This window comes from Pantoea sp. PSNIH1 (genome assembly GCF_007680655.1).
GTDB classification, from domain to species: domain Bacteria; phylum Pseudomonadota; class Gammaproteobacteria; order Enterobacterales; family Enterobacteriaceae; genus Pantoea; species Pantoea eucrina.
Genome location: NZ_VEIP01000001.1, coordinates 993,876 through 1,008,025, shown reverse-complemented (window position 1 = coordinate 1,008,025; position 14,150 = coordinate 993,876). Strand labels below are relative to the sequence as shown.

Below are 14,150 nucleotides of genomic sequence, written 5' to 3'. Positions count from 1 at the left end.
TTTGTCGAGCTGTGAAGTTTGTAGGCTCTTAACCTGTTCATTTGCGGGGCTAATCGGCAGTTTGCCGAAAAAGCCACCGTTTTGAGCGGTCAGAAGCCTGAAACCAGAGAGAGTTAAGCACAGAAAAAGGGGTGGCGCTATCAGGGGACACTATTTAGAATCGCCGGCATGAAAACAGAGAATCCCGGCGTACATTTTGTCGCCATCACGGCTGAAAATGCCGGACAACGTATAGACAACTTTTTGCGCACCCAGCTCAAAGGGGTGCCAAAGAGCATGATTTATCGCATTCTGCGGAAAGGCGAAGTGCGGGTAAATAAAAAACGCGTGAAGCCTGAATATAAGCTTGAGGATGGCGATGAAGTCCGCGTACCACCGGTGCGGGTCGCAGAGCGGGAAGAGCAGGCCGTGTCGCCAAAGCTTGATAAAGTCGCGGCGTTAGCGGATGCCATTCTGTATGAGGACGATCATCTGCTGGTGCTGAATAAGCCGTCCGGTACGGCAGTACACGGCGGCAGCGGCCTGAGCTTTGGGGTTATTGAAGGGCTGCGGGCACTGCGTCCGGAGGCGCGTTTTCTGGAGCTGGTACACCGGCTGGATCGCGACACCTCAGGCGTATTGCTGGTGGCTAAGAAGCGTTCGGCGCTGCGCTCATTGCATGAGCAGCTGCGTGAAAAGGGGATGCAGAAAGATTATCTGGCGCTGGTACGCGGCGACTGGCCTTCTCATCTGAAAGTGGTGCAGGCTCCGCTGCTGAAAAACATTCTGCAGAGCGGAGAGCGGGTAGTGCGCGTCAGCGCAGAAGGCAAGCCTTCAGAAACCCGGTTCAAAGTAGAAGAGCGTTTTGGGCTGGCGACGCTGGTTAAAGCCAGCCCGGTGACCGGCCGAACGCATCAGATCCGCGTGCATACCCTGCATGGTGGCCATCCGATCGCCTTTGACGATCGCTATGGCGATCGCGAATTTGATCGTCAGCTGGCTGGCACGGGGTTATCGCGCCTGTTTCTGCACGCGGCAGCGCTGACGTTTACGCATCCTGCCACCGGCGAAACATTACGCATGGAGGCGCCGCTGGATGCGGCACTCAGACACTGCCTGACCAGACTGCGGCAGAAAAAAAGCTGACGATACCGGCATCAGCCCAGCGGGTTGATGCCGGCCTTAATCAGCAGCTGATTAAGTGCAATCAGCGGCAGCCCGACCAGCGTATTCGGGTCGCGCCCCTCCAGTCTGTCGAACAGACAAATGCCAAGTCCTTCGCTTTTAAAGCTGCCGGCGCACGCCAGCGGCTGCTCCAGCTCAACGTAGCGCGCTATCTCCTGACTGCTCAGCGTGCGGAAGTGCACTGTAAAGGGCTCATACAGCACAAACTGCTGCCGGCTGGCGGGCTGCAGCAGCGCCAGCCCGGTATAAAACACAATCGCTTTTCCGCTCGCCTGAGCCAGCTGGCGGCAGGCGTTTTCGCGGGTGTGCGGCTTGCCGGCGATAGCGCCCTCCAGTACGCACACCTGGTCGGAGCCGATAATCCAGCGATCCGGAAACTGCGCAGCCAGCGCCTGCGCTTTGGCCAGCGCCAGGCGCTGCACCAGTTCAGGCGCACTCTCTTCGGGCTGCGGAGTCTCATCGCAGTCAGGCGCAGCAGTCACAAACGGTACGCCAAGCTTGCTGAGCAGCGCCTGACGAAACGGGGAGGTTGAGGCTAAAACCAGTGGCATCATCATTTTTTTACAGAATAGATAGCGTAAACATGACGGGCATTTTAAACTATGCGCCGCACTGGATGCGAATAGCAGGTGAAAGATGCCGTAAAACGGCCTTTTTCTTTGACTCTAAGACGTTACAAAGTTAATATGCGCGCCCTATGCAAAAGGTAAAATTACCCCTGACGCTCGATCCGGTCCGCGCCGCGCAAAAACGCCTGGATTATCATGGTGTTTATGCACCTGAATTGGTGGCGCGTCTGGCCGAAACGGTCGTGAGTGTGGACAGTGATGTGGAATGTACCATGTCGTTTGCGGTTGACAACCAGCGCCTCGCGGTTCTGCAAGGAACGGCGGATGTGCAGGTGACGTTAATGTGTCAACGCTGCAACCAGCCATTTCCGCAAGCTGTACACGTAAGCTATTGCTTTAGTCCGGTCTCTTCTGACGACCAGGCTGAGGCACTACCGGAAGCCTACGAGCCGGTTGATGTCAACGATTTTGGTGAGATCGACCTGCTGGCAGTGATAGAAGATGAGCTCATCCTCGCACTGCCGGTGGTTCCGGTGCATGATTCTGAACACTGTGAAGTGTCCGACGCGGACATGGTCTTTGGTAAGCTGCCTGAAGAGGCAGAAAAACCAAATCCATTTGCCGTATTAGCCAGTTTAAAGCGTAAGTAATAGGAGTAAGGTCCATGGCCGTACAACAGAATAAACCAACCCGTTCCAAGCGTGGCATGCGTCGTTCGCACGATGCCCTGACCACTGCCGCTCTGTCAGTAGATAAAGTTTCTGGCGAAACTCATCTGCGTCACCATATCACTGCGGATGGTTACTACCGCGGTCGCAAGGTTATCACCAAGTAATTCTTTGCGGTTACGCAAGGCGATACCTTGACACGTTTGACCCTGGCAGTTGATGCCATGGGCGGGGACTTCGGTCCCTGCGTGACAGTGCCTGCAGCCTTGCAGGCACTGGCCTCTCATTCGCAGCTGGTTCTTCTTCTGGTCGGCGATCCCGACACAATCTCGTCATTTCTTGCCAAAGCGGATTCCTCACTTTTGAGGCGTGTGCAGGTTATCCCTGCCGAATCGGTTATTGCAAGTGATGCGAAGCCTTCGCAGGCCATCCGTCAGAGCCGTGGCAGTTCTATGCGCGTGGCGCTGGATCTGGTTGTGGCCGGTAAGGCGCAGGCCTGTATCAGTGCCGGTAATACCGGTGCGCTGATGGGGCTGGCTAAACTCCTGTTAAAACCGCTGGACGGCATTGCACGTCCGGCACTGATGACCGTTCTGCCCCATCAGCAGCAGGGCAAAACGGTCATTCTTGATCTGGGGGCTAACGTCGACTCTGACAGCGATATGCTGGTGCAGTTTGCCATCATGGGAGCTGTCATGGCGGAAGAGGTGCTGGAGATCCGGCAACCGCGCGTTGCGCTGCTCAATATTGGTCAGGAAGAGACCAAAGGGCTTGAGTCGATTCGCGCCGCATCTGCGGTTCTGCGGGCAAGCCCTCAGATCAACTATATTGGTTATCTTGAAGGTAACGACCTGCTGACCGGCAAAACAGATGTGCTGGTGTGCGATGGCTTTGCCGGTAATGTAACGCTGAAAACGATGGAAGGTGTGGTGCGGCTGTTTCTGTCGCTGCTGAAATCGTCAGGCGAAGGTAATCAAGGTAAAGGGACCTGGTGGCTGAAACTGCTGGGACGCTGGCTGAAAAAGCGTATGATCAGGCGTTTCGGTCATCTAAACCCCGACCAGTATAACGGCGCTTGTCTGTTAGGATTGCGCGGAACAGTGATCAAAAGCCACGGCGCGGCCAATATTCAGGCATTCGCTGTGGCGATAGAACAGGCAGAGCAGGCGGTGCGTAAGCAAGTTCCCGAAAGAATTGCCGCGCGCCTTGACGCTGTATTAGCCAGGAGTGACAAAGCGTAGATGTATACCAAAATTATCGGAACAGGCAGCTATCTGCCTGAACAGATCCGCACCAATGCCGATCTGGAAAAAATGGTGGAAACCTCAGACGAGTGGATTGTCACCCGTACCGGCATTCGCGAGCGCCGTATTGCTGCACCGGATGAAACGGTTGCCAGCATGGGCTTTAACGCCGCACAGCGCGCGCTGGAAATGGCCGGCGTTGCCGCCAGCGACATTGGTCTGATTATCGTCGCCACAACTTCATCCAGCCACGCGTTCCCCAGCTCCGCATGCATGATTCAGCAGATGCTGGAGATAAACGACTGCGCAGCCTTCGATCTTGGCGCCGCCTGTGCCGGCTTTACCTATGCGCTGAGCGTTGCCGATCAATATATTAAAAACGGGGCGGTTAAACACGCGCTGGTGATTGGTGCTGATGTCCTGGCGCGTACGCTTGATCCCAGCGATCGCGGGACAATTATTCTGTTTGGCGACGGCGCGGGCGCCGTGGTACTGGGCCAGAGCAGCGAGCCGGGTATCCTCTCGACCCATCTGCATGCCGATGGCCGCTATGGCCAGCTGCTGACCCTGCCTTATCAGGATCGCGCGCGTCAGGATGAACCTGCCTACCTGACCATGGCGGGTAATGAAGTCTTTAAAGTTGCGGTAACCGAGCTGGCGCATATCGTTGATGAGACGCTGCAGGCGAATAATCTCGATCGCAGCGCGCTCGACTGGCTGGTGCCGCATCAGGCAAATCTGCGCATTATCAGCGCAACTGCCCGTAAACTCGGCATGGGCCTGGACAAAGTTGTGGTCACGCTCGATCGTCACGGAAACACCTCTGCGGCTTCGGTGCCGAGCGCGCTGGATGAAGCAGTGCGTGATGGCCGCATCAGGCCGGGACAACTGATTTTGCTGGAAGCCTTTGGTGGTGGTTTTACCTGGGGTTCTGCGCTGGTACGCTTTTGATTGACAGGAAGGACAGATGACGCAATTAGCTTTTGTTTTCCCGGGACAGGGATCTCAGACCGTTGGCATGCTGGCTGAACTCGCTGCTGACAACCCTCAGGTTGAAGCGACGTTTCGCGAAGCGTCTGATGCGCTGGGCTACGATCTGTGGCAGCTGGTTCAGCAGGGGCCGGCTGAAGAGCTGAACAAAACCTGGCAGACGCAGCCCGCTTTGCTGGCAGCTTCAGTCGCTATCTATCGCGTCTGGCAGCAGAAACAGGGCGCTCAGCCGGTGCTGCTGGCAGGCCACAGCCTGGGTGAGTACTCGGCGCTGGTTTGCGCAGGCGTGCTGGCGTTTGCAGATGCCATTAAGCTGGTAGAACTGCGCGGCAAGCTGATGCAGGAGGCGGTTCCGGAAGGGACGGGAGCTATGCAGGCAATTATCGGTCTCGATGATGAGGCGATTCGTAAAGCCTGTGAAGAGAGTGCGCAGGGTGAAGTGGTCTCGCCGGTGAATTTCAACTCGCCAGGCCAGGTGGTGATTGCCGGTAACAAAGACGCCGTTGAGCGTGCTGGCGCTGCCTGTAAAGCGGCCGGCGCGAAACGTGCGCTGCCACTGCCGGTCAGCGTGCCATCGCACTGTGCGCTGATGAAGCCTGCTGCAGTTAAGCTTGCTGTTGCGCTTGAAGAGATCGCCTTTAATGCGCCAGATGTGCCGGTAGTGAATAATGTTGATGTCAAATGCGAAAACGATGCTGCGGCTATCCGCAACGCGCTGGTACGTCAGCTTTATAGCCCGGTACGCTGGACCGAATCAGTACAATTTATTGCAGAACAGGGTGTGACTCAGCTGCTGGAGATGGGTCCGGGCAAAGTCCTGACCGGTCTGACCAAACGGATTGCTGATAACCTGACGGCTACTGCCGTGAACGATCCTGCGTCGCTTTCTGCGGCTCTCTCTCAGGAATAAGAGGAAAATCATGAATTTTGAAGGTAAAGTTGCGCTGGTAACGGGCGCAAGCCGCGGTATTGGCCGGGCCATTGCAGAGACACTGGCGGCGCGCGGCGCAAAAGTTATCGGCACAGCAACCAGCGAAAGCGGAGCTGAAGCCATCAGCGCCTATCTTGGCGACAACGGCAAAGGCCTGGCGCTGAATGTGACGGATGCAGCCTCTATCGACGACGTGCTGGCAAAAGTGCGCGCTGAATTTGGCGAAGTGGATATTTTAGTCAATAATGCAGGCATCACGCGTGACAATCTGCTGATGCGCATGAAAGATGATGAGTGGGATGATATTCTTAATACCAACCTGACATCAGTTTTCCGCCTCTCCAAGGCGGTCATGCGTGCCATGATGAAAAAACGTGTGGGCCGTATCATTACCATCGGTTCTGTAGTTGGGACCATGGGTAACGCGGGCCAGGCTAACTACGCTGCAGCAAAGGCGGGTTTAATTGGCTTTAGCAAATCACTGGCGCGTGAAGTCGCGTCACGTGGCATTACCGTAAACGTCGTGGCTCCGGGCTTTATTGAGACGGACATGACGCGTGCACTGAATGAAGATCAGCGCTCGGGCATTCTGGCAGAAGTGCCTGCAGGCCGTTTAGGCGACCCGCAGGAAATTGCCAATGCTGTTGCATTCTTAGCCTCTGACGAAGCAGCCTACATCACAGGTGAAACGCTGCACGTCAATGGCGGCATGTACATGGTCTGATAATCACGAAATCATTTGCATTATTTGCGGTAAACACCGCAGAATAGCGCAAAATCGTGGTTCGACCAGCCGGGATTTTGTTGCATCTTTTTCACCATTTTATACACTACGAAAACCATCGCGAAAGCGAGTTTTGATAGGAAATTAAATAGTATGAGCGATATCGAACAACGCGTTAAGAAAATCGTAGCTGAGCAGCTGGGCGTTAAAGAAGACGAAGTGGTTAACACTGCTTCTTTCGTTGAAGACCTGGGTGCAGATTCTCTTGACACCGTTGAGCTGGTAATGGCTCTGGAAGAAGAGTTTGATACTGAAATTCCAGACGAAGAAGCTGAGAAAATCACTACCGTTCAGGCAGCGATCGATTACGTCACTAGCCATCAAGGCTAATGAATATCTTCAGGCGGTCATATGACCGCCTGAGTTTTATGTTTGCCCCACATAGCGTTATTTTTCCCTCCCTGGAGGACGAACGTGTCTAAGCGTCGTGTAGTTGTGACCGGTCTTGGCATGTTGTCTCCTGTCGGCAATACCGTAGAGTCTACCTGGAGTGCTCTCCTTGCCGGTCAGAGCGGCATTACCCTGATCGACCATTTTGATGCCAGTGCTTATGCAACGCGTTTTGCGGGCCTGGTGAAAGATTTTAATTGTGATGAGTACATCTCGCGGAAAGATCAGCGCAAGATGGACGATTTCATCCAGTATGGTATCGCGGCTGGCATTCAGGCTATGGCGGACTCCGGTCTGGTCGTAACTGATGAGAATGCCGGACGTATCGGCGCGGCTATTGGTTCAGGTATTGGCGGACTGGGTCTGATCGAAGAGAACCACAGCTCGCTGGTTAAAGGCGGCCCGCGCAAAATCAGCCCGTTCTTCGTACCTTCTACCATTGTTAATATGGTCGCCGGTCATCTCACTATTATGTATGGCCTGAAAGGCCCGAGTATTTCGATTGCAACGGCCTGCACCTCAGGCGTACATAACATCGGCCACGCTGCACGTATCATTGCTTACGATGATGCTGATGTGATGCTGGCGGGTGGCGCAGAGAAAGCCAGTACGCCTCTGGGCGTTGGCGGCTTTGGCGCGGCGCGTGCGCTCTCAACACGAAACGACAATCCGCAGGCGGCCAGCCGTCCGTGGGATAAAGATCGTGACGGGTTTGTACTGGGTGACGGCGCCGGTATTGTGGTTCTGGAAGAGTATGAGCACGCCAAAAAGCGCGGTGCGAAAATCTATGCTGAAATCGTTGGTTTTGGCATGAGCAGCGATGCTTACCACATGACGTCACCGCCGGAAGATGGCTCAGGCGCCGCTGCAGCGATGGTCAACGCGCTGCGTGATGCCCGACTCGACCCGGCTCAGATCGGCTATGTTAACGCGCACGGCACCTCTACGCCAGCCGGTGATAAAGCTGAAGCGCAGGCGGTGAAATCCGTATTTGGCGCCTCAGCGCACAGCGTTATGGTCAGCTCGACCAAATCGATGACGGGTCACCTGCTGGGTGCTGCCGGTGCCGTAGAAGCGATCTATTCGGTTCTGGCGCTGCGCGACCAGGTTGTACCGCCAACCATCAATCTGGATAATCCGGATGAGGGTTGCGATCTGGACTTTGTGCCGCATACGGCGCGTCAGGTTAGCGGTCTGGAGTATACACTATGTAACTCCTTTGGATTTGGCGGCACCAACGGCTCGCTGATCTTCCGCAAGGTATAATCGCTATTCTGCCGAACAGAGGCCCGCAATGCGGGCCTTTTTTCTGATCTGCTCTTCAGCACAACTGTCCGGGCAGGTGAGATCATTTCAGGGCTGACTGCCTGAGGAGCGCGCGGTGTGGATTAACGGTATCCCGCAAACAATGCTGCCGGCCAGCGATCGAGCTGTCCAGTTTGGCGACGGCTGTTTCACCACGGCCGCCGTGCGTAACGGCAGCGTCGTGATGGCTGAGGCGCATCTGCAGCGCCTGGAGCAGGGGTGCAGGCAGCTTCTGCTGCCGCTGCCCGACCTGACGCTGCTGGCAGATGAAATGCGTTGCATTGCGCAGGGGCACGACCGGGCAGTGATGAAGATCATCCTGACGCCGGGAGCTGGCGGACGCGGCTACAGCCGGCGCGGCTGTCAGGACCCGGTGCGCATCCTCTCGCTCTCCCCCTGGCCGCACCATTACGCCGCGCTGCAGCAGCAGGGGGTGAGGCTGATTACCAGCCCGGTGCCGCTGGCGCGCAATCCGCTGCTGGCGGGCATCAAACATCTCAACCGGCTGGAGCAGGTGATGATTCGCCACCACCTTGATGAGACGGATGCTGATGAGGCGCTGGTACTGGACACCGCGGGATGCGTGGTAGAATGCTGCGCTGCCAATCTCTTCTGGCGCCGCGGCAACCAGATTTTTACGCCTCACCTTGGCCAGGCGGGCGTAAACGGCATTATGCGACGTTTTCTGATGGCGCAGCTGGCGGCCAGCGGCCAGGCTTGTCAGGAAATCAGCGCGCCGCGCGAAAGCGTACTTGGCGCTGATGAAGTCGTGATCTGTAATGCACTGATGCCGGTGCTGCCGGTGCGGCAAATCGATAACATTATTTTCAGTGAACGCACGCTGTACCAGCAACTTTTTACCTGTTGCCAGAAAATGGACGTAACATGAGTCGAATCAAAAAAATTATTGCGGGCGCGGCAGTTATCGCTGCCGCCGCTGCCGCGTTTAGCTACTGGCAGACAGAGCGCCTGGCAGATACGCCGCTGACCATTCACCAGGAAACGCTCTATACGCTGCCGGCGGGTAGCGGACGCGTTGTGCTGGAAGCGCAGCTGGAGAGCCAGCATATTATTCCGCACACTATCTGGTTTGGGCCGTTGCTCAGGCTGCAGCCGGAGCTGGCGGAGTTTAAAGCGGGTACCTACCGGCTGGAACAGGGCATGACCGTACGTCAGCTGCTGCAGCTGCTGGCCAGCGGTAAAGAGGCGCAGTTTCCGCTTCGTTTTATCGAGGGCTCACGCCTCAGCGAGTGGCTGAGCGAGCTGCGCAAAGCGCCTTATCTGAAGCATACGCTGCCGGACGACAGCTTTGCCAGCGTAGCAGCGGCGCTGAAGCTGGACGCGGCGCAGCTTGAAGGCAGCTTCTATCCCGACACCTATCTCTATACTGCCAATACTACGGACGTGGCGGTGCTGACGCGGGCGCATCTCCGCATGAACAAGCTGGTCGATGAGGTCTGGCAGACGCGCATGGCGAATCTGCCCTACAAAGCGCCGCGGGATCTGGTGACGATGGCGTCAATCATCGAGAAAGAGACCGGCGTAAGCGAGGAGCGCGCGCGGGTAGCGTCAGTATTTATTAATCGTCTGCGGACCGGAATGAAGCTCCAGACCGATCCCACCGTTATCTACGGGATGGGTGAGCGCTATAACGGCACGCTGACGCGCAGCGATCTCGACACGCCGACCGCCTATAATACCTACAGCATCAGCGGCCTGCCGCCGGGACCGATTGCGATGCCCGGACGCGCCTCGCTGGAAGCCGCTGCGCATCCGGAAAAGAGCAGCTATCTCTATTTTGTTGCGGATGGCAAAGGCGGGCATACCTTTACCACCAACCTTGCCAGCCATAACCGGGCGGTACAGGCTTATCGTCAGGCGCTGAAGGAAAAAAATGAAGAGTAAGTTTATTGTCATTGAGGGGCTGGAAGGCGCCGGCAAAACCACGGCGCGCGAGGCGGTGGTGGAAGTTTTGCAGCAGCACGGTATCCACGACATCGTCTTTACCCGTGAGCCGGGCGGCACACCGCTGGCGGAACAGCTGCGGGTGCTGGTAAAGCAGGGTATTGAAGGTGAACAGGTTACCGACAAAGCGGAGCTGCTGATGCTCTACGCCGCCCGGGTGCAGCTGGTAGAAAACGTGATCAAGCCGGCGCTGGCGCGCGGCGCGTGGGTAGTGGGCGATCGTCACGATCTCTCCTCGCAGGCTTATCAGGGCGGTGGCCGTGAAATGGATGCCGCGCTGATGACCACGCTGCGCGATGCGGTGCTGGGCGATTTTCGCCCCGACCTCACGCTTTATCTCGATGTGACGCCGGAAATCGGCTTGCACCGCGCCCGTGCGCGCGGCGCGCTGGACCGCATTGAGCAGGAGTCGCTGCGCTTTTTCGAGCGGACCCGCGCGCGCTACCTTGCGCTGGCGCAGGCGGACGCCAGCATCGTCACTGTTGATGCAACGCAGGCTATCGATGAGGTGACAACGTCACTTAAAGCGGCCCTGCATCGCTGGCTGGCCGGGCAGCGCCCATGAACTGGTATCCCTGGCTGAACCAGCCCTACCGGCAAATTATTGCCCGTCACCAGGAGGGCGCAGCGCATCATGCGCTGCTGCTGCAGGCAGCTGAAGGTATGGGGGATGACGCGCTGGTGTGGGGCGTTAGCCGCTGGCTGATGTGTCAGCGGCGGGAAGGCGCTAAAAGCTGCGGCACGTGCCACGGCTGTGAACTGATGCAGGCGCATACGCATCCGGACTGGTATCGGCTGGAAGCAGAAAAAGGAAAGGCGTCACTGGGCGTGGATGCTGTGCGCGACGTCACGGAAAAGCTCTATCATTTTGCGCAGCAGGGCGGTGCGAAAGTGGTCTGGCTGCCGGACGCCGCGCAGCTGACGGAAGCGGCTGCCAATGCGCTGCTGAAAACGCTGGAGGAGCCACCCGCAAACTGCTGGTTCTTTCTCAGCGTGCGTGAGTCCTCCCGGTTGCTGGCTACGCTGCGCAGCCGCTGTCTCAGCTGGCCGCTAATTCCGCCGGAGGAGTCGCAGAGCCTCGCCTGGCTGGGCCGTGAAGTAACACAGCCAGAAGCGGCGCTGCGCGCTGCGCTGCGTCTGAGCAGCGGTGCGCCCGCCGCAGCGCTGGCGCTGCTGCAGCCCGCGCGCTGGCAGACCCGTCAGGCACTGTGCGATACGCTGATCGCGGTGCTGAATGATGACATTCTGCAGCTGCTGCCTGCGCTGAACAGTGATGACGTGGCCGATCGCCTCAGCTGGCTTATCTCGCTGCTGGTGGACGCCATGAAAATGCAGCAGGGTGCTGCGGCGTGGCTGAGTAATGGCGATCGGCCTGATGTTGTGACCGCGCTGGCCCGGCAGCTGAACAGCAACGCCCTGAACAGCAGTGTGCAGCAGTGGATAGCCTGTCGTGAGCAGCTGCTGCACGTTGCATCGCTTAACCGCGAACTTATTCTGACCGACCGGCTGCTGGCGTGGAGCCGTTTACTGGCACCGCCTGTCATCAGCCCGTAATTATCTGAGAAAATTATGTTTATCGTTGATTCCCATTGCCACCTCGATGGCCTTGACTATGAAAACCAGCACCGCGACCTGGATGACGTTATCGCCAAAGCCGCCGCGCGCGACGTAAAATTTATGCTGGCAATTGCCACCACGCTGCCAGACTACTATCGCATCAAAGCGCTGGTCGGCGAGCGACAGAATATTGCGCTGGCCTGCGGTGTTCACCCGCTGAACCAGGATGAACCCTGGGATGTGGCGGAGTTTCGTCGCCTGGCAGCGGAAGAGCAGGTGGTAGCGCTGGGTGAAACCGGCCTCGACTACTTCTATCAGCAGGAGACCAAAGCGCAGCAGCAGGCCGCTTTCCGCGAACATATTCGCACCGGTATTGCGCTGAATAAGCCGATCATCGTGCATACCCGGGACGCCCGTGACGATACGCTGGCGATCCTGCGTGAAGAGCAGGTCGAAAAGTGCGGCGGCGTGCTGCACTGTTTTACCGAAGATCGCGCAACCGCAGCTAAGCTTCTGGATCTCGGCTTTTATATCTCCTTCTCCGGTATTCTGACGTTCCGTAATGCGGAGCAGATCCGCGATGCCGCGCGCTTTGTGCCACTGGATCGGATGCTGGTAGAGACAGATTCTCCCTATCTCGCGCCGGTGCCGCATCGCGGTAAAGAGAACCAGCCTGCATTTACCCGCGACGTGGCCGATTATATGGCGGTGCTGAAAGGGATGGATATTGAGACCCTGGCCGCGACGACTACGGAGAATTTCTCACGCCTGTTTCACATTCCTATGACGCGTCTGGGCGCCTGAGCTTTATTTCAAACGCTGTAATTAATCCGTAATGGACTGCCTGCGTCAGGTTATTCCCGACGCAGGCAGTGTTTTATTGCGCTATTATCCGGCAGGTCAGTCAGAAAGTGCTGAAAGCTGCCGGCTCTCATTGAGGAAACGTGATAGCCGTCAAAGTAACGCGCCCCCATTTATTTTACTCTTCGTAATAAATCAAAAGACGCTCAGCGTCACCCGGCTGCGGAACCTCCCCCGCTGCCACGCGCATCGCGCAACTATGCACTCATACTCAGGAGCTTCTATGTTCAAGAACGCATTTGCGAACCTGCAGAAAGTAGGTAAATCGCTGATGTTGCCGGTATCGGTTCTGCCGATTGCCGGTATTTTGTTAGGTGTTGGTTCTGCAAACTTCAGCTGGCTGCCGGCCGTGGTCTCCCACGTCATGGCCGAGGCGGGCGGATCGGTGTTCGCCAATATGCCGCTGATTTTTGCGATCGGTGTGGCGCTGGGCTTTACCAATAACGACGGCGTGTCAGCACTGGCGGCGGTTGTCGCTTACGGCATTATGGTTAAAACGCTGGCGGTCGTGGCGCCGCTGGTACTGCATCTGCCAGCCGCAGAGATTGAAGCGAAACATCTGGCGGACACCGGCGTACTGGGCGGGATCATTGCCGGTGCGATTGCTGCCTATATGTTTAACCGCTTTTACCGTATCAAGCTGCCGGAGTACCTCGGCTTCTTTGCCGGTAAACGCTTTGTTCCGATTATTTCCGGTCTGACCGCTATCTTTACCGGTATTGTGCTGTCGTTTATCTGGCCACCGGTGGGTACGGCAATTCAGGATTTCTCCCAGTGGGCTGCGTATCAGAACCCGGTTGTCGCTTTTGGCATCTACGGCGTGATTGAGCGTGCGCTGGTGCCTTTCGGCCTGCATCATATCTGGAACGTTCCTTTCCAGATGCAGATTGGTGAGTTCACCAATGCGGCCGGCCAGGTATTCCACGGCGATATCCCGCGTTACATGGCGGGAGACCCGACTGCCGGTAAACTCTCAGGCGGCTTCCTGTTTAAAATGTATGGTCTGCCGGCTGCTGCTATTGCTATCTGGCATTCGGCGAAGCCTGAGAACCGTGCCAAAGTTGGCGGTATCATGATCTCTGCCGCGCTGACCTCGTTCCTGACCGGTATTACCGAACCGATTGAGTTCTCTTTCATGTTCGTGGCACCGATCCTCTACGTGATCCACGCGATTCTGGCAGGTCTGGCGTTCCCTATCTGTATCCTGCTGGGTATGCGTGACGGTACCAGCTTCTCGCACGGCCTGATCGATTTTATCGTCCTGAGCGGTAACAGCAGCAAAATCTGGCTGTTCCCGATTGTTGGCATCATCTACGGCCTGGTTTACTACACCGTTTTCCGCGTGCTGATTGTAAAACTGAATCTGAAAACGCCAGGTCGTGAAGATACCGCGATTGAGCAGAGTAGCGTCACCGGCAGTGAAATGGCGGGCAAGCTGGTCAGCGCCTTTGGCGGCAAAGAGAACATCACCAATCTGGATGCCTGTATTACCCGTCTGCGCGTCAGCGTGGCCGATGTGGCAAAGGTTGATCAGGCTGAGCTGAAAAACCTGGGCGCCCGCGGCGTTGTGGTTGCCGGTTCCGGTGTACAGGCTATCTTTGGCACTAAATCAGATAATCTGAAAACGGAAATGGATGATTACATCCGCAGCATGTAACGCCTTTGCAGTAAGATTGTGCACCGTTACTGAAAACCCCCTCCCGTGAGGGGGTTTTTGTTTGT

At 56.8% G+C, this 14,150-nt stretch carries 16 protein-coding genes; 15 read left to right on the top strand and 1 reads right to left on the bottom strand.

Features of this window, described 5'->3' with window-relative positions:
- Positions 1 to 168: 168 nt before the first annotated feature.
- Entirely contained in the window at positions 169 to 1,125 is a 957-nt protein-coding gene (rluC, locus tag FS690_RS04705) for a 23S rRNA pseudouridine(955/2504/2580) synthase RluC (protein WP_104084769.1), read from the top strand.
- A gap of 11 nt (positions 1,126 to 1,136) precedes the next feature.
- Here the strand turns inward: rluC and FS690_RS04700 are convergent, their stop codons facing one another.
- On the bottom strand, positions 1,137 to 1,721 hold the full coding sequence (locus FS690_RS04700; protein WP_039383826.1) for a nucleoside triphosphate pyrophosphatase: 585 nt from the start codon (positions 1,719 to 1,721) through the stop codon (positions 1,137 to 1,139).
- 140 nt (positions 1,722 to 1,861) lie between these two features.
- Between FS690_RS04700 and yceD the strand changes: the two genes are divergently transcribed.
- The 14 genes from yceD to ptsG all read left to right on the top strand — a co-directional run bounded on the left by yceD (position 1,862) and on the right by ptsG (position 14,085).
- Positions 1,862 to 2,383 (top strand): 23S rRNA accumulation protein YceD, encoded by a 522-nt coding sequence (gene yceD / locus FS690_RS04695; protein ID WP_039383829.1) that lies wholly within the window; start codon positions 1,862 to 1,864, stop codon positions 2,381 to 2,383.
- A 14-nt stretch (positions 2,384 to 2,397) separates the two neighbouring features.
- Positions 2,398 to 2,568, top strand: a complete 171-nt coding sequence (rpmF, locus tag FS690_RS04690) for a 50S ribosomal protein L32 (protein ID WP_007885783.1) — start codon at positions 2,398 to 2,400, stop codon at positions 2,566 to 2,568.
- A gap of 27 nt (positions 2,569 to 2,595) precedes the next feature.
- Positions 2,596 to 3,642 carry a phosphate acyltransferase PlsX gene (gene plsX, locus FS690_RS04685; RefSeq protein WP_145339140.1) on the top strand — a complete coding sequence of 349 codons (1,047 nt, stop codon included), beginning with the start codon at positions 2,596 to 2,598 and terminating at the stop codon, positions 3,640 to 3,642.
- Positions 3,643 to 4,596 (top strand): beta-ketoacyl-ACP synthase III, encoded by a 954-nt coding sequence (locus tag FS690_RS04680; protein WP_145339139.1) that lies wholly within the window; start codon positions 3,643 to 3,645, stop codon positions 4,594 to 4,596. It begins immediately after the preceding gene.
- A 16-nt stretch (positions 4,597 to 4,612) separates the two neighbouring features.
- Positions 4,613 to 5,545, top strand: coding sequence for an ACP S-malonyltransferase (gene fabD, locus FS690_RS04675; RefSeq protein ID WP_071668737.1), 933 nt, complete (start codon positions 4,613 to 4,615; stop codon positions 5,543 to 5,545).
- Between the two features lie 10 nt (positions 5,546 to 5,555).
- Positions 5,556 to 6,290 carry a 3-oxoacyl-ACP reductase FabG gene (gene fabG, locus FS690_RS04670; RefSeq protein ID WP_039383840.1) on the top strand — a complete coding sequence of 245 codons (735 nt, stop codon included), beginning with the start codon at positions 5,556 to 5,558 and terminating at the stop codon, positions 6,288 to 6,290.
- Between the two features lie 153 nt (positions 6,291 to 6,443).
- Complete coding sequence (gene acpP / locus FS690_RS04665) at positions 6,444 to 6,680, top strand: acyl carrier protein (protein WP_039383843.1); 237 nt, start codon at positions 6,444 to 6,446, stop codon at positions 6,678 to 6,680.
- An 84-nt stretch (positions 6,681 to 6,764) separates the two neighbouring features.
- Positions 6,765 to 8,006 carry a beta-ketoacyl-ACP synthase II gene (fabF, locus tag FS690_RS04660; protein ID WP_039383844.1) on the top strand — a complete coding sequence of 414 codons (1,242 nt, stop codon included), beginning with the start codon at positions 6,765 to 6,767 and terminating at the stop codon, positions 8,004 to 8,006.
- Between the two features lie 115 nt (positions 8,007 to 8,121).
- Positions 8,122 to 8,934 (top strand): aminodeoxychorismate lyase, encoded by an 813-nt coding sequence (gene pabC / locus FS690_RS04655; protein WP_094111376.1) that lies wholly within the window; start codon positions 8,122 to 8,124, stop codon positions 8,932 to 8,934.
- Positions 8,931 to 9,950 (top strand): endolytic transglycosylase MltG, encoded by a 1,020-nt coding sequence (gene mltG, locus FS690_RS04650; RefSeq protein ID WP_145339138.1) that lies wholly within the window; start codon positions 8,931 to 8,933, stop codon positions 9,948 to 9,950. Before pabC ends, mltG begins: the two co-directional genes overlap by 4 nt.
- On the top strand, positions 9,940 to 10,575 hold the full coding sequence (gene tmk / locus FS690_RS04645) for a dTMP kinase (RefSeq protein WP_145339137.1): 636 nt from the start codon (positions 9,940 to 9,942) through the stop codon (positions 10,573 to 10,575). Before mltG ends, tmk begins: the two co-directional genes overlap by 11 nt.
- Positions 10,572 to 11,564, top strand: coding sequence for a DNA polymerase III subunit delta' (gene holB, locus FS690_RS04640; RefSeq protein WP_108569250.1), 993 nt, complete (start codon positions 10,572 to 10,574; stop codon positions 11,562 to 11,564). Before tmk ends, holB begins: the two co-directional genes overlap by 4 nt.
- A gap of 15 nt (positions 11,565 to 11,579) precedes the next feature.
- Positions 11,580 to 12,371 (top strand): metal-dependent hydrolase, encoded by a 792-nt coding sequence (locus tag FS690_RS04635; protein WP_145339136.1) that lies wholly within the window; start codon positions 11,580 to 11,582, stop codon positions 12,369 to 12,371.
- Positions 12,372 to 12,651: 280 nt separating this feature from the next.
- Positions 12,652 to 14,085, top strand: coding sequence for a PTS glucose transporter subunit IIBC (gene ptsG, locus FS690_RS04630; RefSeq protein ID WP_039383858.1), 1,434 nt, complete (start codon positions 12,652 to 12,654; stop codon positions 14,083 to 14,085).
- Positions 14,086 to 14,150: the final 65 nt, after the last annotated feature.